Below are 22274 nucleotides of genomic sequence, written 5' to 3'. Positions count from 1 at the left end.
GTAACCAATAGGTTAAATTAAAAATAATGTTTTTCTTGATAAATATTATTAAATGTTATATAATGCTCCTCGTTTATATATCAAAAAATAATCATTGAGGTTAAGTAATGAGTATAACAGGCAAATTAAAATCAGTATTGTTGACATACTCTTTCATTATTAGTATATCAATAAATTTATTTACCACCGGTTCAGAAGCAGCCGGCAATCCACCACCACCTCCACCACCACCACCTCTTCCTCCACCGGGATGGACATATCAAGCAGCGTCATCAAACAATACTGGTAGTGGAGGACAAACTACTCAACCAGAGTCATCAAAAAGCACTGGTAGCAGTAAAAAATCTTCCTCATCAACAAAAATACCAGAAGTGCATCCCCCTACTACAGAGCTAGGTAAAAGATACGCTAAATTAATTGATATACATGATAGGAAACAAAATCTAATAATACAATTTCCAAAAGTAATAGCATATTTGATACGCCAAGAATTAACACTTCAGAACCTTGACACTAGTGTGCACAACATTATTACATTGTTTAATAAGAGAGAAGATTCAATCTTAGATAACGCAAAAAAAATATACCAAGAGTTTATAAATGACCCTTATATAGCTCAGTTTACAAATAAAAACAAACAAACAGGAGATTTCTTAGATAATAAGCTCTTTGAGGAAAGTCATGAAGAGGCAATATTGCGTCTTTTATCATTAGAGCAACTCGATGCACAAAGGAAACAAGACATTTTAAGTCAACAAGGGAATATATTAGAGCAATTAAAATTTATAAAGGAAAATTCTGAAATTCTGGGGTCGTACGGTAAGACCGAATCAACAAATATATCAAAAAAACTACCTGAAGAATTACCTAAAATTTTAAGTCAACAGGGTGATATATTAGGACAATTAAGATTTATAAAGGAAAATTCTGAAATTCTAGGTGCGTACGGTAAGACTGTATCAACAGATATATCAAAAAAATTACCTAAAGAACTACCTAAAATTTTAAGTCAACAGGGTGATATATTAGGACAATTGAAATTTATAAATGACAATTCTGAAATTTTATTATGCGGACACAGTAAGGCAATATTAAAAGATAAACTAAAAGAATTATCTAAGCAATTAGATACAATTTCAAGTAATCAATTAGTAGGTTTTATACTCGATGAAAATAAGATCAACACAAACTTAAAAAATGTTCCTTTTTCAGCAAAAAAAGTAAGAGAGCAAGTAAATAACTTAAATAATGAAATCCTAGAGAAAATTTTTCTCCATGATGATGGTACGATAACTGAACAAGATTTAACTAGAATATTACAAAAATATAAAGAAACAGATTTAATAAAGAATTTAACTAAAGCTATAATATATATTGATGGCAATGAAAGTAATGAAACTGTAAGTAAAACTTTAGCAAAAGGTTTAGAAAACACTACTCCAGAACAACGAGGATTGATCGTAGACGTATTGACTCATAATACCAGGATACGAAAAGCTCTTATAACCAAAATAGACAGAGAGCGAAGACAAGAACGAAATCAAAAATTAAACAAAAATACAGAAGGTGATCCTTTCGTAGATGCACTAAAGAAGGCACTTGTACAAAGGAAATCAGATCCAGAAACAATACAAAAAGAGCTAGAAAGAAGAAAGCACGAAACACCAAGAGATTTGAATGCGTGGGATCGGGTTAGACAGAATATGCATAATCCAAATAACCAAAATGATAATCCAAACACACACGATGAGAATAATAAAGGATGGAAAGAGGATAATCAAAATGCACAGGATGCAAATAATAACGATGTTGACAGAATAACAAAAGCAAAGAATGAGTTAGAGCAAGCAGTTAACGCTGCAACAAGAAAATTTAGTGAAATGAGCAGTCTCCTAAAAGACAATACAATAAAAAATGCAACAGCATGCCAAGGATATTTAAAAGGAGCTGAAGATCAACTGGCCTTAGCAAAAGAAAAAGGACAAGAACTAATAGAAAATTCAGTTCAAGCATTTAAAATAATACCTAAAAAATCTCAAGATAATATGGATGATAATTGGCAGAATTATTTATCACCGAAAGAAATAATAGCACTAAATGCACTAAGTGACGAAACTAATACACTAAAGAGCAAAAAAAATAAAGCTGGAAAATTCACATCAACTGCAGACGCATCACAATTTAAAGCAAAACAACAAAAATATCACACACTACTTTCAGAATTACAAAAAATCGGAATCGCAAAGCAACAAGAAAAACTTGTCAAAGACTACGTAGATGAAATGCTCACAAATGCTAAAAAGGCAGTAGGAAAAATAGAAACAACTTTAGAGTACTTAAACAAGAAGAAAGAAAATAAAAACGATAATGCAGAATCTAGTCCACTAATTTCTAAGGAAATATTCGAGGCTCGAGAGCAGCTTAAAAAAGCTGAACAAAAATTAGAACGTATTAAATTCAAGAATACAATTGCTAAACAGAGGAAGGCGGATAGTTCTGACGAAGATTCTGATGATGAGTGGGATGATGATTATGATAAAAAGGCAACAAAACAAAAAGAAGAGTTAGCAAATAAACAAAAACAAGAGCTAGAAGATGCTCAAGAAGAGATAAAACAAGCTAAAAAAAACTTAGAGAATGCTGAGGTAAGAGATGCAGAGCGTAAACAACAAGAAGCAGCAGCAAAGCGTCAAGAAGAACTGAAGCGTAAACAAGACGAAGTAAATCACAAAATAGTAGAAGATGAGGTAGAACGTAAAGCAGAAAATGCACAAGCAGAACGTCTAGAAGATATGGATGCAATGTTTAAAAATGCAAAAGATGAAGCTGAACACAAAGAAAAAGCAAATCGTCAGCGTCAAGAAGAACTGAAGCGTAAACAAGACGAAGTAAATCGCAAAATAGTAGAAGATGAGGTAAAACGTAAAGCAGAAAATGTACAAGCAGAACGTCTAGAAGATATGGATGCAGTGTTTAAAAATGCAAAAGATGAAGCTGAACACAAAGAAAAAGCAAACCGTCAGCGTCAAGAAGAACTGAAGCGTAAACAAGACGAAGTAAATCGCAAAATAGTAGAAGATGAGGTAGAACGTAAAGCAGAAAATGCACAAGCAGAACGTCTAGAAGATATGGATGCAATGTTTAAAAATGCAAAAGATGAAGCTGAATACAAAGAAAAAGCAAACCGTCAGCGTCAAGACGAAGTAAATCGCAAAATAGTAGAAGATGAGGTAGAACGTAAAGCAGAAAATGCACAAGCAGAACGTCTAGAAGATATGGATGCAATGTTTAAAAATGCAAAAGATGAAGCTGAACACAAAGAAAAAGCAAATCGTCAGCGTCAAGAAGAACTGAAGCGTAAACAAGACGAAGTAAATCACAAAATAGTAGAAGATGAGGTAGAACGTAAAGCAGAAAATGCACAAGCAGAACGTCTAGAAGATATGGATGCAATGTTTAAAAATGCAAAAGATGAAGCTGAACACAAAGAAAAAGCAAATCGTCAGCGTCAAGAAGAACTGAAGCGTAAACAAGACGAAGTAAATCGCAAAATAGTAGAAGATGAGGTAAAACGTAAAGCAGAAAATGTACAAGCAGAACGTCTAGAAGATATGGATGCAGTGTTTAAAAATGCAAAAGATGAAGCTGAACACAAAGAAAAAGCAAACCGTCAGCGTCAAGAAGAACTGAAGCGTAAACAAGACGAAGTAAATCGCAAAATAGTAGAAGATGAGGTAGAACGTAAAGCAGAAAATGCACAAGCAGAACGTCTAGAAGATATGGCTGCAATGTTTAAAAATGCAAAAGATGAAGCTGAATACAAAGAAAAAGCAAACCGTCAGCGTCAAGACGAAGTAAATCGCAAAATAGTAGAAGATGAGGTAGAACGTAAAGCAGAAAATGCACAAGCAGAACGTCTAGAAGATATGGATGCAATGTTTAAAAATGCAAAAGATGAAGCTGAACACAAAGAAAAAGCAAATCGTCAGCGTCAAGAAGAACTGAAGCGTAAACAAGACGAAGTAAATTGCAAAATGGTAGAAGATGAGGTAGAACGTAAAGCAGAAAATGCAGAGGATGAATATCTAGAAGATATGGCTGCAATGTTTAAAAATGCAGAAGATGAAGCTGAATACAAAGAAAAAGCAAACCGTCAGCGTCAAGACGAAGTAAATCGCAAAATGGTAGAAGATGAGGTAGAACGTAAAGCAGAAAATGCAGAAGATGAAGCTGAACACAAAGAAAATGAAAACCGTCAGCGTCAAGAAGAGCAGAACTGCCAAGAGCAAGAACGTAAACGTCTAGCAGCCGAAGAAGATGAACAAACAGAAAAGACCACACGTAAACAAGAAGAAACCGAGGAAGAAAAATTAAAAAACGATATAGCTTTAGAAGGTGAAGATGAAGATATTGGTGTGTCATTCAAAACTGAAGCAATCGTGGAACAAGATGAGGCAGCACAGAGACAACAAGTATCTGATGACACCAGTAGGAAAGTAGCAATATTAGTTAAGGCTACTTCAACTCTTCACAAACCTGTTCATCATAATATTTTAAGTGATAGATTAAAGGTTTCTGCAATAGCTACCGGTGATGAAGAACCAACTATCGCAAGAGGAGTATGGATTAGCGGCTTATACGGTATGAACAAACAAGGAACTTGGAAGAATATTCCAAAATATCAAGGTCGTACCACCGGCATAACTATCGGAGCTGATATTGAATTTATCAATAGTCATGATGTGATCGGAATAGCTTATAGCCGTTTAGAATCTAAAATTAAATATAATGAAAAACTAGGAAAAACAGCGGTTAACGTTCATCTTTTCAGCATTTACGGTCTAAAAGAACTCAATAAAGGTTTCTCATTACAGGCTATAACATCTTATGGTCATAATTATATTAAGAATAAATCTAAAAGTATTAATAATATCGTTGGAAAATATCAAAACAATAATTTCAGCTTCCAAACTTTATTAAATTATAAATATCGTACAAAAGACGATTTACATTTTATTCCTAATATCGGTTTTAAATATGATTATTCAAGAGCTAGCAGCTATAAAGAGTATAATGTAGATATAGAAAACTTAGTGATTCAAAAGAAATCAAATCAATTATTTGAAAGTAGTATTGGCGGTAAAATAGTGTTTAAACCTATAGCAACCATAAGTAATGTAGTATTAACACCGAGTTTGTATGGTAATATTGAGCGTCACTTCAATCATAAAAATACAAAAGTGAATGCAAAAGCAACTTTTAAAGGACAAATATTACAAGAAACAATTATTATACCGAAGCAACCTAAGCTTGGATATAATATAGGTAGTAATATGCTTATGAGCAGAAAAAATATAAATGTTCTACTTGAGTATAATTATTATACTCATAGAAAATATCAAAGCCATCAAGGACTTGTTAAGTTAAAAGTCAATTTGTAAAGATAAATACAGGATAGTTTTTTGAGAATCTTATCCTGATTTATCAAACCTCTTAATAGATAAGCGTATCAACCAAACTGCCAAATAGAATATCGGTGTACTAAATACGGTAAAAAATAGTTTAAACGAATAGCTATTGAGTACAAGATGACGTAATTGGTCATAAGGAACAATATTAAATAAGCTCATAATCCCAATTACAATAAAAGTATCAATAAATAAAGAAATTGCCGTACTAAAATTGTTTCTTATCCATAAATATTTACCTTGAGTAATTTTACGTATCCATAAATAGATATTAATATCAACAAGTTGAGCTATATAACAGGCAAAAGTTGATGCTAAAAAAGATATATAACATGAACCAAAAACTTGATTAAAAGTTATGTTATCAACCTTAGACCAATTAGTCGCTTCCAATTTGTCCATAAGACTTATTATTAAAACTACTATTATATTAAAAATGATAGCAAGCTTCACGCAAAAATTTGCTCTTGCTTTACCATAAAACTCAGCTATTAAATCTGTTAATAAAAAAGTTAACGGGTAAAAAATTGCTCCTATAGATAATTCAAGAATATAAAAATTAAAAATATTAAGGTAAACAAATTTTTGATATATTAAGTTTCCTACTATAATAAGGACTGTAAAAAACGTACATAAAATGACATAAAATTTGCCTTTTATATTAAATTCTATAGACATTGCTAAAATTATTGTGTGAATTATTGTCATGCAGCTTTGTTGCATGATTCGGTTTTGTCATCATTGCGAGAAGAAACTGTAAGTTTTGACGAAGCAATCCAGTAAGAAATCCTGTAAATCAGAATTTCTTTAATTATTTTTTTGGATTGCCACGTCGTCTTGCTCCTCGTAAGTTGTTGTTTCGTAGATCAGTTTTACCTCTGTCAAGCCACGGGGTGACACAGCAGGTTTTACCGGTCTACGCAACAATGCCTCTTTGCAACGACCGTTCGTGTATCCATGCTGGCAATACCAACAAAGGTAGACAATGACAAGTATGAGAGATATTATCAAGATAAAGCTGTAACTATTTAGCTATAGGTAAACTATTTTCTGCTTGATTTTCTTCAATTTCATTAATCTTAGAAACTAAATCAGATTTCTTTTTTGAGGAAAGATTAGCAAGTACTATTGCATTTATTAAAAATAATGTTGTAAGTATTATAGTGCTTTTAGTAAGAAAATTACTGACTGTTTTAGCACTAACTACCCCCATATTATTACCACCGCTTATACTACTAATTCCATCAGATCCGCTACGCTGCATCAGAATAACTATAATTAACAATATTGCAATGGTAATATGCACAAAAAGAAGAATATTGATCATAACATATATTTTCAGTGGTGCTACTAGGGGGAATTGAACCCCCGACCTCTTCATTACCAATGAAGTGCTCTACCCCTGAGCTATAGTAGCTTAGAATTTTATTTCTAACCCTTTTTGCCACATATTTGTTATTAAATCAAGAAGAATTTTGGAAATTCGTTTACTATTTACAACACAGCTCTTATTCTAGCTTTTCATTCGCTTCACCTGTATGTACTTCATCAGAAGACGCTGCTGTAGTTTCATTAGCATACATCCCAAATTCTTTCTGCAAATAATCACTTAGAATCTTTAGTTTTTTCTTTGGTTTGGCATGATAATATCATTTTATTATCTTGTACTCACTTTTGTAATTGTGCTATCTCATTTGCAGAAGCAGGTCTCATTTCTAAAGATCGGTTTTCTTCTTGCCGTAGTTGGTCAGTCGTTACAGCTGTAGTAATGCGATGGCATGTACCGCATAAGTCTATATCTATCCTTGAAATCGCCTCGTTACTAGTTATTTTTTCAACAGTTTTTGAGTGATTTATACTACCATGTGAGATACTAGCAAAAACTAATCATTTTTAGTTATTTTGTGTTCGTAAGCATTGCCATAGTAAGAACTCTTAGGTGTCAAGACTACAATTTTATCATTAAACTCAACTATGTTTGCAGGTTTTGTAATTTTTTCATATTGTATCTAAACTTCTATTTTTGTAAAAAGATAAGGCGATCAATGCAAAAATACAGCTTAATATGACATAATAAATTGCCGAGGTGACATTCCCTGTTTTTTGTACTAAGTATTCAAAGACAAGAGGCGTAGTACCACCAAAAATACTTGTAGCAGTGTTATATGAAATAGAGAGAGCAGTGTTACGTATATTTGTAGGATAAAATTCTGCTTGTAATGCCGGTTCAGGACCGATATAGCTAGCCGCCAGTATAGCAAGTATAAATTGTGAAATAATTACACTTGTGAAATCCCCGCTCTCAAAATTATGAAATAAAAAGGGTGTTGTTACAATAATTATTATCAGATTAATTACAAAAATTTTCCTGCGACCTATAATATCGGATAGATAACCGCTTAATAAAGTTACGGCTATCATAATCACATAACATACACTAGCGAAGCTATTTACCTCATTTTCAGTAAAGTTACGGCTAATTTTTAAAAACGATACCAAGTAAATTGTAGTTAGATAGAATATTATCGAACCGGGAGCATTGATAAAAATCGAGATTAATATATCAAACCAATGATTGGTAATGACTCTTTTTAACGGTGATTGTAAAATCTTTTTCTGCTCTCTTAGATTTTTAAAATCCGGTGTTTCGTGTGTATTTTTTTTAATATAAAATGCTGCAAAAAGAATAAAAAATCCAAGTAAAAAAGGTATTCTCCAGCCAAAACTATCAAATTGTGAAGCTGTTAGGATATTCTTAACAATATAAGAAACAAAAGAACCAAGCAATAAACCGGAGCATATACTAGACATTGAAATACTACCGGTAAAGCCTCGGTGTTTATGGCTAGTATGTTCAATAACAAAAGAAATAGAACCGGTCAAAGCTCCTCCCATTGATAATCCTTGTAGAATGCGTACACAAATCATTAATATAGTCGCAGTTATACCTATAGTATGGTACGTAGGTAATATTCCTATTAATACGGTTGGGGAAGACATGCAAAATAACGCACTAGTTAAGGCTACTTTGCGTCCCAATCTATCACCAATAACACCAAAAAATATGCCACCCAACGGTCTTGCCAAATAACCTATAGCAAAAACTAAAAAAGCTTGCAGTAAAGCAGTATTAGCATCATAATTAGGGAAAAATTTTGCTCCTATTATGGGTGCAAAATAACCGAATAATACATAATCATACCATTCAAAAGTGTTAGCGATACCGCTTGAAAATACTAGCTTACTGCGATTCATGTTTTCTACTCATAGCTTTTTTTTCGGAGTATATTATAAATAAGGTGGCAGGAATTATTATTACTGCTCCATGAAGTGTATTTTTATCAGGAAACTCGTTAAATATGAAATATGCCGTTATTGCCGAAATCACGAGCTCTAAATATCTATAAGGAGCGGTAGCGGTTGCATCTACCATGGAAAAAGCTTTAAGCAGAAAGAATAATATTAAGCTTCCGCTACTACCAAGTACGAATAATAAAGCTAATTCAAAACCACTAGGAGTTAGCCAATACTGCGATGCCACAGGTAGCGACACTATAGCAGTTACTATTGCCGAATAAAATAGCATGCTAATCATTGATTCTTTTATTATGAATTTTTTATTAATAATATCAAGCATAGCAAATGAAATAGCCGCTAATACAAAATACAAAATTTCTGGGTTAAAATCCTGGGCATGCGGTTTAAGCGTAACAACAAGCCCTATAAATCCTACTACGGTAACTACCCATCTTTGCCAAATAATATTTTCGTTTAGAAAAAATACGGCAAGTGTTAAAGTAAATAAAGGGATAGAAAAACTTACAACGGTTGCGGTAGTAACAGGAGCTATAGTCAAACCGTAAGTCCATGAAGTCATACCAAAAAATAATAATAATCCTCTTAATATATGTACAAAAGGACGACTTGTTTTTAAGGTATTTTTACTGTAATACACAACAAAAGGTAGTAAAACTATGCTACTGAAAAAGAATCGAAAAAAAGCTACTTCAAAGCTATGTAAACGAGTCCCAAGATATTTAGACATTACATCATTGGCACTACTACTTGCTAAACTAAGTAAAAACCAACCTATACCTGTTAAATATGTTTTTAATGCATCATTCATTAATATGCTCCAATAATTTCTATAATGTTACTTAAATGTCTTGACTTTTAGCATAAAAGAATTCTATCATTTATAACGATAGTATAAATATATAAATAAAAATTTTATATACTAATACGGTAATCAATTTTAAGCAAGTAAAGGTTATAATTAATATGTTAAGAATAGTGCAAAAATTAGGGATAATTTTGTTTGTATCCAGCATAAGTATTAATAGTTTTGCTAAAATCATGTATGATGATGTAGATTCTGCTCCTGATTATGATAGTACACCGTATTACGAAAACGAAGGAAATTTAGTTTTCAAGATGCGTCTAGGAGGTGTTTTCTCAAGTGCTAAGCAAAAAGTACTACCTACGCCTACCTCTCCTCAACCTGTTCCAGTGGGAGAAGTTGCAAAAAACGGTTATGGAGGTGATGCATCTACTACTATATTCTTTAACAATTATTTAGCTACTGAATTATCGCTTGGCTTTAATGTTTTACGCACTAAATATACATCCCTTGCATCCGTTGCTCATAATTATAGCGTTGATAATGTCAAACTAGGAAAACACAAACCTATTTATATGATTCCTGCAACGGTTACCGGACAATTTCATATAGCCCCTTACGGTGGAATAAGACCGTATATAGGCATAGGTTATCACGGTTCTTATATGCTTACGCAAGCTACCGGTCTTAAAATTAGAAACGGATACGGTGCCGTAGGACAAATAGGTGTAGATTTTTATGCTAAAGATGAGACTTTAATCAATATTGACGTAAGGCAATTTTTCTTAAATCCTAAACTTGAGTATAAACCGAATTTAGTAGGTACTAAAACCATTACCTCTAAAGTGAAACTTAATCCTTTAATAGTTTCTATAGGTATAGGATTTACTTTTTAAGAATATACGGCACTTTTCTATGTCATGCCCCAGCGCAAAAGCGGGAATCCAGAATAAAAGTGTAGATACAGCAAATTTTTAAAATTAAAAGCTCGATTTATCTCATGTTATGATTAGTTTCTTCTTTCGCGGGCGTGATATAAGTTTCCACGCAACAACGCAACTCGGGAATAACATATAATGATTACCTCTATGTCCCTACAAATTATCCAGTTATTATACTTAGTTGCGGCTGTTTGCTTTATTCTATCGCTCAAATTCTTATCCTCACAGAAACAAGCACGTTTAGGTACTACCATAGGTACCTTGGGAATGGTAATAGCAGTCGGCGTTACTTTTTTTCTTCCGGATTTTACTCATAAATTACCGATTATAGCAACCATATTGTTAGGCGCTATAATCGGAAGGATTATTGCACTTAAAATCTCCATGACGGCAATACCTCAATTAGTAGCAGGTTTTCACTCTTTTGTCGGTCTTGCTGCGGTATTTGTAGCTTACTCTACGATACTTGCTCCTGAAAATTTTTCTATAGGAATAGCAGGAAGTTTAACGATTAATTCATTAATAGAAATATCAGTAGGCGTCTCTATTGGTGCTTTAACTTTTAGCGGTTCGGTTATAGCTTTTCTAAAACTACAAGGATTAATGAAAAGTAGCCCGTTAAAATTCTACGGTCAGCAATATATATGCTTATTAACGGCAATAATATTAGTTATTCTCGTAATATCTTTTATTCGTTCAGAAAATATATTTTTATTTAATCTAATAGTCTTTTTATCGCTGTTAATCGGAGTATTACTAATAATACCGGTAGGTGGTGCAGATATGCCCGTTATATTATCAATGCTAAACTCTTATTCAGGTTTTGCGGCAGCAGGTATAGGCTTTACGCTTAGCAATAGCCTACTTATTATTACCGGAGCATTAGTTGGTAGTAGCGGAGCTATACTTAGCCATATAATGTGCAAGGCTATGAATCGCTCATTAATCAAGGTTATTTTTGGAGCATTTTTACCTACACCTACCGGACTTCACAATGATATAGACGACGATAAAATAGTAAAAACAAGCTGCCCTGAAGATGCGGCACATTTACTACTTAATGCATCATCGGTGATAATTGTTCCCGGTTACGGTATGGCAGTAGCCCAGTCTCAGCATATTATAAAAGAGATGGTTGATATATTAGAATGTTCAGATATTAATATACGTTTTGCCGTACATCCGGTAGCAGGTAGAATGCCGGGGCATATGAATGTTTTACTTGCAGAAGCTAATATAGATTACGATAAAGTACTTGAGCTTGAAGCAATTAATAGAGATTTCGCTACCACTGACGTAGTGCTTGTGATTGGGGCAAATGATGTAACTAATCCTGCTGCCAAAAATGATCCGAACAGTCCAATTTATGGTATGCCGGTACTCGATGCTGAAAAAGCACGTACGATTTTGTTTATTAAACGTTCTATGGCTTCAGGATATGCAGGTATAGAAAATGAGCTATTTTATCACGATAATACTTTTATGTTATTCGGCGATGCTAAGAAAGTAGTTGAGGAGATAGTTAAGTTTCTAAATGAAGATTGACTTAAATCACTCTATTTGTTATAGTTCCTTGAATTAAGCCAAAAACAATGATCATGAATTCGCAAAAAACATTACCGCTTCTGCCAAAAGCCACGGCTATGTGGTTAATTGAAAATACTTCTTTAACTTTTAAACAAATTGCCGATTTTTGTGGTATTCATGAATTTGAAATAAAAGGTATGGCTGACGGTGAAGTAGCACAATCTATAAAAGGTTTAAATCCAATTGCAAACGGTCAGTTAACTTTAGAGGAAATTGAGCGTTGCAGTAAAGATTCTAATGCTAATTTACAAATTTCATATAGTCCTGCCGATGAATTGATGAAAAATCAGAAAAAACAGCATGCTAAATACACCCCTATAGCAAGACGTCAAGATAAACCGGATGCTATATATTGGTTATTATCTAATTATCCGAACATCCAAGACCATCAAATAATTAAATTAATAGGCACTACTAAGGCTACTATAGATGCTATTAGAACTCGTAGCCATTGGAATATGAATTCTATTCGTCCTCGTGATCCCGTATTATTGGGGATCTGTAGTCAAATAGACCTGAATAAAATAGTGGAAAGCCTACAAGGCTACACAAAAAATCCTATGAAAGAATCATCAAATTATACTAACTTCTATCCTGCGAAAAGCTTGCTTACGTGAATTATTCTTTGATTGTTGTCCCGCTTATTTTGCGTTGATAGCAAATTGTCATTGCTTTGCAGCCGTAAGCATTGTGGCAAACTCATAAAATAATAACAAACTCTTGAGATTGCATACGTACAACTACTTATGTAATTTTCTTGCAATTACGTTAAAAACCATCCTGCGAGCTTGTGGCAGAATTCAGTCTAAAATACTAAAGCTATTAGTATTTTAAGTTGTTTTTGAACACCGTGGCTTTGACCACTATATGACATCGAGTGGATTTTTTATGGATTAGAAAAGTGATTATTGCCTAATAAGTCGTTTATCGCTAGGTAAACTATAACTTTTGTCGGTAGAACGATAGGGACAAATATCAATTCCTCCGCGCCTAGTATATACTATATAAAGAGAAAGAAAGTCAGGCTTTATAGCATTTTTAATATCTGTAAAAATACGCTCAGCACACTGCTCTGCAAACTCATGATAATTTCTAAAAGATATTAAATATTTCAGAAAAGAATCATGTTTTAACTTTTTTCCTTTATATTTTATAACGATTGAACCCCAATCAGGTTGACCAGTGACTAAGCAATTTGATTTTAGTAAATTAGAATTAATCTCTTCTTCTACTAAAACCTCTTCATACTCAACTAAACTATTATCGGGCGGACCGTAATTATTGCATACTATATCTAAAGCATCGATATTTTTACCGCTTGGAACACCAAATGCTATTTTTGTATTTATAGGAAATATGCGTCCTGTTACTTTAGCGTGTGTAACATTACTTAGATCCTGCAAGATAATTCTTTCTAGTTCTTCTACTGATTCAACAACAAAATTATTAAAAGAATTTAGATATAGTTTAAATGATTTTGATTCTACTATGTTTTCAGAATCCGTCGGTATATAAAAAGTGCCTACTCCAACCCATGGCTTACCTTTCTTATTAATACAAGATAGTTCATATGTATTCCAAATATCTACACCGTAAAACGGAAGATTATTACTATTTATTCCAAGTGCGTTTCGATTATTTATACGTGGAATTTTAAATAATAAAGTCGCATCATAACTATCTTTATAGGTACTTGTTTTACCAAGCAAAGAAGTAGATAAAGGCATTAATTATGCTCCTTGTGCTAAAATTTCTTTTTGTTGTAATTCATCATATTCTTTTAGCATATAACCGCGTCCCCATACTGTGTCGATATAATCTCTACCGCCAGCAGCATCACTTAACTTTTTACGAAGTTTACAAATAAATACGTCAATAATTTTCATTTCCGGTTCGTCAACACTACTATATAAGTGATTTAAAAACATTTCTTTAGTTAAAATAGTTCCTCTTCGTAGTATTAATAGCTCTAAAATAGCATATTCTTTGTTCGTCAAATGTACTTTTTTGCCGTCAACTTCTACAGTTCTAGTATCTAGGTTTACGCTAACCTTATCAAACATAAATATTGATGCTGCATGACCTTTCGAACGTCTAACTATAGCTTTAATTCTAGCAATTAATTCCTCTCTTACAAACGGCTTGGTTAAATAATCATCGGCTCCAGAATAGAAACCGTTAATCTTTTGATCCGTATCCGTTAAGCTAGATAAAATTAAGATTGGGGTTTTTATTTTTGCAGCACGCAATCTTAATAATATCTCAAAACCATTAATATCCGGTAACATAATGTCTAAAATCACTAGATCATAACCACAGACTTTACCAATCCTTAAACCTTCCACACCAACTGAAGCTTTATCGCAAACTATACCTTCTGAAGCTAAAGTTAGCTCAATTAAGTTAGCCATTTCCAGCTCATCTTCAATTAACAAAACTCTCATTATTTTTCTCCATAAAATTCAATTTTTATATTGTGCTATAACTTAATTACACTTAATCATTGTTAACTAAATTATAATTTTTTATCTAGTGCTTTATACATTCATTAATTATATCGGTAAAGAATATTTAATCAAATTGATAAAATTTTTACTATTAAACTCTATCTGTGACCTAAGAACCATGGCGTTGAAAACGAAATTTATTAAATAATTAAATGATTTTCTTAGTTTTGATGCTCTGACATTTTCTTATGATATAAGGCACCAAAATCTATAGGATCAATCATTAAAGGCTGGAATCCTGCATCTTGAGTACAGCTAGATATAATTTTTCTAGCAAATGGAAATATCATTGCCGGACAATGAACAGATAATAAAATCGGATGTTGTTCAGAATCAATATTAATTAAATTAAATACTCCAGCATATTTTAATTCTATATGAAATAATTTATATTTTTCATTTCTTGCAGTTGCTTCGATATTTAACTCTACTTCATAGAAATTTTCTTCTGATAAATTAGTAATATTTATATCTAGAGATAAATCAATTTGAGGGCGTTGATCTAAAGCCGCAAGAGAAGACGGGGCAGAAGGGTTCTCAAGAGATAAATCTTTTATATATTGTGCGTTAACGGAAATATGCGGCATTGCCTCATTAGTATCGGTGTTTATTGTACTCATAAAAATCCTTATTAAAAATTTAATATAATTTTTTAGAGCCTATTCACGATTTTATTTTGATTGATAATGAAACAGATTTTTAAGCGAAAATTAATAAGATTTTTGTAGGAACAGTATTCTTATTTCAAAAAAATCTTATAATTTGCGGCTAAAAAGATTTTAATTAGCTTTAAAATCAAGATCGTGAACAGGTTCTTACATAAAAAAGTTAGGTTAACGGTAAAGTTACGCCTACCTGCTTCATATATTTTCCTTGACGATCGGCATATGAAGTATCACAAATTTGATCACTCTTTAAAAATAAAAACTGACAAGCTCCTTCATTTGCATATATTTTGGCAGGTAATGGAGTAGTATTAGAAAACTCTAAAGTTACATGTCCTTCCCACTCCGGTTCTAACGGAGTCACATTTACTATTATACCGCATCTTGCATAAGTGGACTTGCCGACACAAATAACTAATACATCACGCGGTATTTTAAAATATTCTATAGTTCGGCCAAGAGCAAAACTATTAGGTGGAATAATACACACATCTACTTCTCTATCAACCAAATTATATTCACTGAAATTTTTTGGATCAACCGTAGTAGAATTTATATTGGTGAATATTTTGAATTCATTAGATACTCTAGCATCATAACCGTAAGAAGATAAACCGTAAGAAATAATTTTTTCTTTATTATGAACTCTTACCTGCTTTTCCGCAAAGGGACTTATCATACTTTGATTTATAACAGCTTCCTTTATCCACTTATCTGACATTATAGCCATAATCAAAACTTAATTTAATTAATAAACCAACGATTATAACTCATAATCATTTATAATACAAAATTTTTCTTTTACACTATAAGTCTAGGACTACTTGAGATAGTGATAATAATACAACATTATATACTTTAAATTAAATTATTACAAATTAAAATAGTTTTTTATTGTCAATTCTAAAAAGTATTATTATCTTTTAGCGTAGTTGATTTATATTTATATCAATACTAAAAATTTATTTTGTATAGTAAATTTGATTATTTAAGTTTATAGGGACTTTATTAAAGATGAAAAAATTATTATTAGCTGCAAGTATTATTTGCTTTGCATCGGCTACTCTTGCCGAAGAAAATTCGACACCTGTTATTTCTAATTCTGATACTGAAATAAAATTAGAAGGATTTTATTTATTTGAAAGCGGTTATATTAAACAGAATCATTTAATTTTATTTGATAAAAATGTAACTGATAACAGGAAAACGTTAGGGTTTTACACGGAAGGAGCGTTTGCGGCAACTGTTTCTAAAACTATCAATGATGTAATAGTAGGTGCTAAAATAGTGCTTCAGCCTACTACAAAAGTAAAAACCTCTGCAAGTTATAACGGATCACATATCTTTATTAAAACTAGTTACGGTAAAGTAGAATTAGGTTCTCCTGTCGATGCAAGTTCTAAATTACGTATTACAGGCTCTCAAGTAACCGCAGGTACCGGAGGATGGTATAGATATGCTCTACTTGATGGGCAATATATGAGGTTTCACGGTTTAAAACCAGATTTCGATACTAGTGCTAGCTTTTATCTTGAATCATACTCGAACTCTTTTAATCAAATCAATGAAAAAACTGAAAAAGCTAGAAGACTCAATTTTTTCACACCTAAAATGAAAGGCTTCCAGGCTGGTATCTCTTATACTCCCGATACTGCTAATACGGGCGGTAACAAAAATATAAATAATTTAACTCTTGAAGGCTCAGGAAGAAACGGGGTTAGTGTTGCTAGAACCGGAATAAAGACGGTTTCCTTAGGAAATGGCGAGACTATGGCTATAAATCAGAATATTAGAGATGCTTTTTCTGCCGGCTTAACTTATGAACATGAAATTAGCGAAGATGCAGACTTGAAATTATCTGTTACCGGAGAGTATGGTAAACCTGCTCGTCGTCTTGTTCATGCTAAAATGGAAGACACTAAGGTAATAGAAGTATTAAATACCTATAAGCTTTCTAATTTAAAAGCATATAATCTTGGAGCTGTATTTACTTATGGTAATTTCTCTTGTGGGGCTTCTTACGGTAATTTAGGTAGAAGCTTAACCGCTAAGGAATATTATAAAGTCGGTCGTGATACCTATTATTACAATGGCGCAGTTGCTTATGGACAAGGACCTATAAAGACAAGTCTAGAATATATTAAAACTTCAAGATATAAAAACACCGTCGATGCTGTGAGCCTCGCTACTGAATATAAGATTATGCCTGGTTTATTACCATATGCTGAAATTTCTCATTTCCAAGCTAAAGGTAAACCTGTATATTACCCTGAAGCACCTATTAAAACAACACGAGGTACTGTTGGTCTTATAGGTACAAAGCTTAAGTTTTGATTATTAATTCCCATTACTACTATAATCAATGCTTAGAGCAATCTTATGTGTAGTATTGGATAATTTTTAAAAAGCTCTCCTATATCATCCATGAGAAAGCAGGGATCCAAGCTAAAAAATCTTTAAAATCAAGATTTTTTGGCTTTTACTGGATTCCAGCTTTTAGGCGTTGTTGCATGGCTCGCGGAACCAGTTCTATGTCATTCCCGCGAATGCGGGAATGACATAGAGTAAAAATTTTCTTGTATCTTGCGCATTAATTTTATAGTTTTGTCTACTCTTCTACTAAACCTTTAAACCATCATATTAGCTTACATCTCTCTAATTCTTGTCAAATTATACTTAGCTTTGTACTTTAAAGTACCAAGTGAACTTTGAAAAATTCCGGTTATACTGACTTTTGATTAAATAAAATTATATATTTTATTTTTAGATATTGACGCTCTCTGATTACCATATATTGTGTTGCAACCATAATATATGGTAATCATGTGATATATGATTTGTATTATTTTAAAACAGGAGTAACACTATGAATCATGCTCAATTTACAACATCAGGATATTCCTTTGTAAATGGATTAAAAGCAGTTACACGATATGCAACCGATACTAAATTATTATTTAAAAATGCATATAATTTTATTTCTAGTTCCAACTTAAAAAAATATTTACAATATTACATGCTTTAAATATTCAGAAAGTCTATACAAAAGACGTGGATTTTAAGGCATCATTGAAGTTTTTTAATGTGAAACAGGATAATTCTCTCAAGATAAAAGATAGATGTAACTCAGAACATAGAAAAACCAGCGTCAGAAGACCGTGAAAATTTTTTCTCTCCTATATTAAACGTATTTAACAACATGATGGAAATAAGTAATATTATAGATAAATATATTACTACAATCCATAATTTAATGAGTATAGGTTTTACCAAAAAAAATTTCAAGACCAACCATGTTATAAGTAAATTTGATGCAATAAAAAGGTACCGGCACTTATGGCTGCTGCTACCGCTATCTGAAAATCTTTAATAGATATAATGAGAGAGGATTATTTTACTATAATGCAATTTGTTAAAGATAGTAATAAGCTATTAACTGGTGTTTATAACCTTTTCGGTAATAATAATGAAGATTTGACATATTATCAGTTAGAGGAAAGTCATCAGGATAATCAGGTTGATATTATAGGAGTAGGAGATAGTAACATCTACTAATTTAAATAGATAAGATGCATTTAAAAATTTTTAATAATAGAACGATACAAGCGAATTTATAGATAAGTCGCTTGTATCACACAATATAAAATATGCTATTTTTTTGTATACACTCAATCTATATTATAATTATGATGAAAATCTATTATTTTTGGGAAAACCCATAGGCGGTAATTTACCAGTACTACCTCTTTGTCCTAAAAATGCAATGATATTTTTCTCAAGTTTTACTTTTCCATTGTTGTTCCAACATAAGCCATCTTCTTTATTAAATATTTTAATATCAAGTAACTTTGCATTCTTAAATTTTTGCAGCGTTACGCCTTGCCCCTTTTTCATTTCCGGTATTTCATCTACATTAAATACCAATAATTTACGGCTCTCACCGATACAGGCAACGGCATCACCCGCTACATGTAAACAAGCTATACATGCATGACCATCCGGTACATTCATAACCTGCTTCCCTGTTTTTGTTTGAGCTATTACTTCGTTTGAATTAACTAAAAACCCCTTCCCTACACTACTTGCGAGTAATAAAAGCTGATCAGGTTTATGGACTAAAATATTAGTAATATCGTTATTACCTATATCCACAAGCAGCTTTATAGATTCGCCGGTTCCTTTACCTTTGGGAATATTATCGGCAAGCAAAGTAAAAAACCTACCTTCCGAACTAACTATTAATATTTTATCAGTTGTATAAGCTTCTAAAATAAACTTCTCTGCATCACCTTCTTTGTATTTAATATTCGATAAATCGGTGTTATGACCTTTTAGTGAACGCACCCACCCCATTTTTGAGCAGATAATAGTAATCGGCTCTTTAGTAACAAACGCTGTTATATCAACTACTTGATTCGTAAGCGTTACTTCTTCAAAGCTTGTACGTCTATCTCCTATTACGGTATTTAATCCAAATTGCATTTGTACTGCTTTGATTTCTTTTTTAACTATTTTCCATAGCTCTTTAGGATTATTTAAAATCTCTTCTAATATAGCTTGCTGCTTCTGCAAATTACTATGCTCATTAATAATTTCATGCTCTTCAAGCTTGCGTAGCGAACGAAGACGAGTATTTAATATTGCTTCTACCTGTATTTCGGTTAGTTTAAACCGCTCCATCATTATCGCTTTCGGCTCATCCTCTTCACGAATAATTTTAATTATCTCATCAAGATTTAGATAAGCTATTCTAAGCCCTGCTAGAATTTCTAAACGATGCTTGATTTTATTCACAAGATAAGTTGACCTGCGAGTAACAATATTTTGTCTATGAGCTAAAAACTCTTGTAAAACCTCTAAAATATTCATTACTCTAGGCACGTTATTACTGCCAATCACATTCATATTTAGCTGAATGCGGCTTTCTAAATTAGTTAGCTTAAATAAAGACTCCATAACTATCTGCGGATCACAACTCCGGTCTCTTGGCTCTATAACCAACCTTATAATGTCGGTTGATTCATCTCTAATATTGCTAACAAGCGGGATTTTTTTATCCTTTAGTAATATGGCTACTTGTTCTATAAGTTTTGATTTCTGAACCTGATAAGGTATTTCGGTTACGACTATCTGATATGTACCGTAACTTAACGCCTCTTTTTCCCATCTACTTCTCACTCTAAAACTACCGCGTCCGGTATTATATGCAGCATTAATAACTTCAGCTTTATCAATAATTATACCGCCTGTTGGAAAATCAGGACCTTTGATAAAGTTCATTATATCATTAATTTCAGCGTTCGGGTGGTCGATTAAATGTATTAGAGCATCACAAAGCTCATGTAAATTGTGCGGCGGTATATTGGTTGCCATACCGACTGCTATCCCTTCAGAACCGTTAGCTAGTAAATTCGGAAAACTTGCCGGCATTATTATCGGTTCTAAATCGGAATCATCATAAGTAGGGCGAAAATCTACCGTATCTTTATCAATGTCTACCATTAATAAAGTACATATTTCCGTCATACGTGATTCGGTATAACGCATAGCTGCTGCATTATCACCGTCGATAGAGCCGAAATTACCCTGCCCGTCAATCAAAGGATAACGTAACGAAAAATGCTGAGCAAGGCGTACCAAAGTATCATACACTGCCACATCACCGTGCGGGTGGTATTTACCTATTACGTCACCAACCACCCTTGCACATTTCTTATAGCCGGAATTCGGCTCAAGCTTTAGCTGTAGCATTGCGTATAATAACCTACGATGTACAGGCTTAAGTCCATCGCGTACGTCAGGAAGCGAACGTGACATAATCGTTGACAACGCGTAAGCAAGATAACGCTCCGATAATGCATTACCAAAGTCAATATTTTCTATTTTAGCTTCTTTCATAAGTTATTTAATTTTTATTTATCATCATTGCGAGAAGAATTACGTAGTAATTCGACGAAGCAATCCAGTAAAAAATTCTGATTTACAGAATTTGTTTAATTATTCTCTCGATTGATACATCGCTTCGCTCCTCTCAATGATTACTGTGTATCCACGCAACAACGCTCACTAACAATGCCAGAAATATCCCAAGCATCTTCATGTTTTATCCAATATTTAGTTTCTTTCAATCTTTTATCTGCAAGTGTTGAAAATGCTACATCTTCCTCAATTGTCATTTCATCAAAATCTTCTATCATAAATTATTCCAATTATATTATTTCAACACACAACTCTGCTTATTATATGCTAGTTTTTTACAAACCGCTTTAGCTTGACTAAGACTACCATAATCACCGGCTAAGATTAAATAGAAAAATTTTCCGTCGTCATATTTAACTTTTTTGGTTGTGATCACAACATTTTTAAAAATTTTTGGGAATTTCTTTTTTATTCTTTCCCCTTCTTGCATTGCTTCTGCTTCAGATTTTACTGAACCTAGTTGTACTTTATAACTTTCATTATTTTTACAATTTTTAGCATTACTAACCTTATTCTTACTTCCATTTTCAAGCTTTATTATATTTAAATCAGTTTCATTTTTGGCATTATTACTTGGCTCTATTAATGCAATAAGGTTGGATATTTCATCAAAAGATTCATCACTTTGACTTTGATTACGAGAATCTATACTCATAGGTTTCTCAGGGTCAGGAAGCAATATTACGGTTTGAATATTTGTATCTTTAGCAATAAGATTTTCATATATCGTACTATGTACTGCTGCTATTTGGTTATTTTCTATTATAGATGGTCTTATTTTTGTAGGCAGCTCATCAGGATAAATAGTAATTACCGGCTTACTATTCTGATAATATTGATAACTAAAATAAACACCTGATATACATATCAAGCATACTAGACATATTTTAACAAAAACATTATTGATCATATTGTATGGCTCAGTTTCACCACTGTCACCCAGTACCTTGACCACGGGGTCCAGTAAAAAAATACGAATACAAAAAGCTTGATTTATCTCGCTTTAT

General features: G+C 32.6%; 17 protein-coding genes, 1 tRNA gene and 1 pseudogene. 6 read left to right on the top strand and 13 right to left on the bottom strand.

The window, feature by feature from the left end; all coding sequences use genetic code 11:
* Window positions 1-107: 107 nt before the first annotated feature.
* Entirely contained in the window at window positions 108-5441 is a 5334-nt protein-coding gene (locus A1C_RS00555) for an autotransporter domain-containing protein (RefSeq protein ID WP_012013324.1), read from the top strand.
* Window positions 5442-5471: 30 nt separating this feature from the next.
* Here the strand turns inward: A1C_RS00555 and A1C_RS00550 are convergent, their stop codons facing one another.
* From A1C_RS00550 to A1C_RS00525, 6 genes and pseudogenes are all read right to left on the bottom strand, one after another.
* Window positions 5472-6146: a queuosine precursor transporter gene (locus A1C_RS00550; protein ID WP_041816808.1), complete on the bottom strand. Its 675-nt coding sequence runs from the start codon at window positions 6144-6146 to the stop codon at window positions 5472-5474.
* 346 nt (window positions 6147-6492) lie between these two features.
* A complete protein-coding gene (gene secG, locus A1C_RS00545; RefSeq protein ID WP_012013322.1) occupies window positions 6493-6795 on the bottom strand; it encodes a preprotein translocase subunit SecG in 303 nt (100 codons plus the stop codon).
* Window positions 6796-6810: 15 nt separating this feature from the next.
* A tRNA-Thr gene (locus A1C_RS00540) sits at window positions 6811-6885 on the bottom strand.
* A gap of 91 nt (window positions 6886-6976) precedes the next feature.
* Window positions 6977-7181, bottom strand: a pseudogene (locus A1C_RS00535) (hypothetical protein).
* A 285-nt stretch (window positions 7182-7466) separates the two neighbouring features.
* Complete coding sequence (locus A1C_RS00530; RefSeq protein WP_012013319.1) at window positions 7467-8723, bottom strand: MFS transporter; 1257 nt, start codon at window positions 8721-8723, stop codon at window positions 7467-7469.
* On the bottom strand, window positions 8710-9594 hold the full coding sequence (locus tag A1C_RS00525; protein ID WP_012013318.1) for a DMT family transporter: 885 nt from the start codon (window positions 9592-9594) through the stop codon (window positions 8710-8712). The genes A1C_RS00530 and A1C_RS00525 overlap by 14 nt, the downstream gene beginning before the upstream one ends.
* Before the next feature lie 155 nt (window positions 9595-9749).
* Here A1C_RS00525 and A1C_RS00520 point away from each other — a divergent pair, with 155 nt between their 5' ends.
* The 3 genes from A1C_RS00520 to A1C_RS00510 all read left to right on the top strand — a co-directional run bounded on the left by A1C_RS00520 (window position 9750) and on the right by A1C_RS00510 (window position 12733).
* Window positions 9750-10484, top strand: a complete 735-nt coding sequence (locus A1C_RS00520) for an OmpW family outer membrane protein (RefSeq protein WP_012013317.1) — start codon at window positions 9750-9752, stop codon at window positions 10482-10484.
* 192 nt (window positions 10485-10676) lie between these two features.
* Window positions 10677-12074: an NAD(P)(+) transhydrogenase (Re/Si-specific) subunit beta gene (locus tag A1C_RS00515; RefSeq protein ID WP_012013316.1), complete on the top strand. Its 1398-nt coding sequence runs from the start codon at window positions 10677-10679 to the stop codon at window positions 12072-12074.
* A gap of 53 nt (window positions 12075-12127) precedes the next feature.
* Window positions 12128-12733 (top strand): cell cycle transcriptional regulator TrcR, encoded by a 606-nt coding sequence (locus A1C_RS00510; RefSeq protein WP_012013315.1) that lies wholly within the window; start codon window positions 12128-12130, stop codon window positions 12731-12733.
* A 288-nt stretch (window positions 12734-13021) separates the two neighbouring features.
* On the opposite strand, the gene queF is transcribed toward A1C_RS00510, so the two are convergent.
* The 4 genes from queF to dcd all read right to left on the bottom strand — a co-directional run bounded on the left by queF (window position 13022) and on the right by dcd (window position 16018).
* Window positions 13022-13843 (bottom strand): NADPH-dependent 7-cyano-7-deazaguanine reductase QueF, encoded by an 822-nt coding sequence (queF, locus tag A1C_RS00505; protein ID WP_012013314.1) that lies wholly within the window; start codon window positions 13841-13843, stop codon window positions 13022-13024.
* A 3-nt stretch (window positions 13844-13846) separates the two neighbouring features.
* Window positions 13847-14560 carry a response regulator transcription factor CtrA gene (ctrA, locus tag A1C_RS00500; protein ID WP_012013313.1) on the bottom strand — a complete coding sequence of 238 codons (714 nt, stop codon included), beginning with the start codon at window positions 14558-14560 and terminating at the stop codon, window positions 13847-13849.
* Between the two features lie 224 nt (window positions 14561-14784).
* Complete coding sequence (gene secB, locus A1C_RS00495) at window positions 14785-15243, bottom strand: protein-export chaperone SecB (protein ID WP_012013312.1); 459 nt, start codon at window positions 15241-15243, stop codon at window positions 14785-14787.
* Window positions 15244-15451: 208 nt separating this feature from the next.
* On the bottom strand, window positions 15452-16018 hold the full coding sequence (gene dcd / locus A1C_RS00490; RefSeq protein ID WP_012013311.1) for a dCTP deaminase: 567 nt from the start codon (window positions 16016-16018) through the stop codon (window positions 15452-15454).
* 284 nt (window positions 16019-16302) lie between these two features.
* On the opposite strand from dcd, the gene A1C_RS00485 reads away from it, so the two are divergent.
* Together A1C_RS00485 and A1C_RS08320 are read left to right on the top strand one after the other, a co-directional pair.
* Window positions 16303-17622 carry a porin gene (locus tag A1C_RS00485; protein ID WP_012013310.1) on the top strand — a complete coding sequence of 440 codons (1320 nt, stop codon included), beginning with the start codon at window positions 16303-16305 and terminating at the stop codon, window positions 17620-17622.
* A gap of 1044 nt (window positions 17623-18666) precedes the next feature.
* Entirely contained in the window at window positions 18667-18843 is a 177-nt protein-coding gene (locus tag A1C_RS08320) for a hypothetical protein (RefSeq protein ID WP_012013308.1), read from the top strand.
* Window positions 18844-18972: 129 nt separating this feature from the next.
* On the opposite strand, the gene parC is transcribed toward A1C_RS08320, so the two are convergent.
* The 3 genes from parC to A1C_RS00470 form a co-directional block, all read right to left on the bottom strand.
* Window positions 18973-21186, bottom strand: coding sequence for a DNA topoisomerase IV subunit A (gene parC, locus A1C_RS00480; RefSeq protein WP_012013307.1), 2214 nt, complete (start codon window positions 21184-21186; stop codon window positions 18973-18975).
* Window positions 21187-21326: 140 nt separating this feature from the next.
* Window positions 21327-21485 carry a hypothetical protein gene (locus tag A1C_RS07555; protein ID WP_012013306.1) on the bottom strand — a complete coding sequence of 53 codons (159 nt, stop codon included), beginning with the start codon at window positions 21483-21485 and terminating at the stop codon, window positions 21327-21329.
* A gap of 17 nt (window positions 21486-21502) precedes the next feature.
* Window positions 21503-22177 carry an SPOR domain-containing protein gene (locus tag A1C_RS00470; protein WP_012013305.1) on the bottom strand — a complete coding sequence of 225 codons (675 nt, stop codon included), beginning with the start codon at window positions 22175-22177 and terminating at the stop codon, window positions 21503-21505.
* Window positions 22178-22274 lie beyond the last annotated feature (97 nt).

Origin of the sequence: Rickettsia akari str. Hartford (genome assembly GCF_000018205.1) — a bacterium.
GTDB lineage: Bacteria > Pseudomonadota > Alphaproteobacteria > Rickettsiales > Rickettsiaceae > Rickettsia > Rickettsia akari.
Note: the sequence above shows the minus strand (reverse complement) of the source record. Positions and strands in the feature narration are given on the sequence as shown.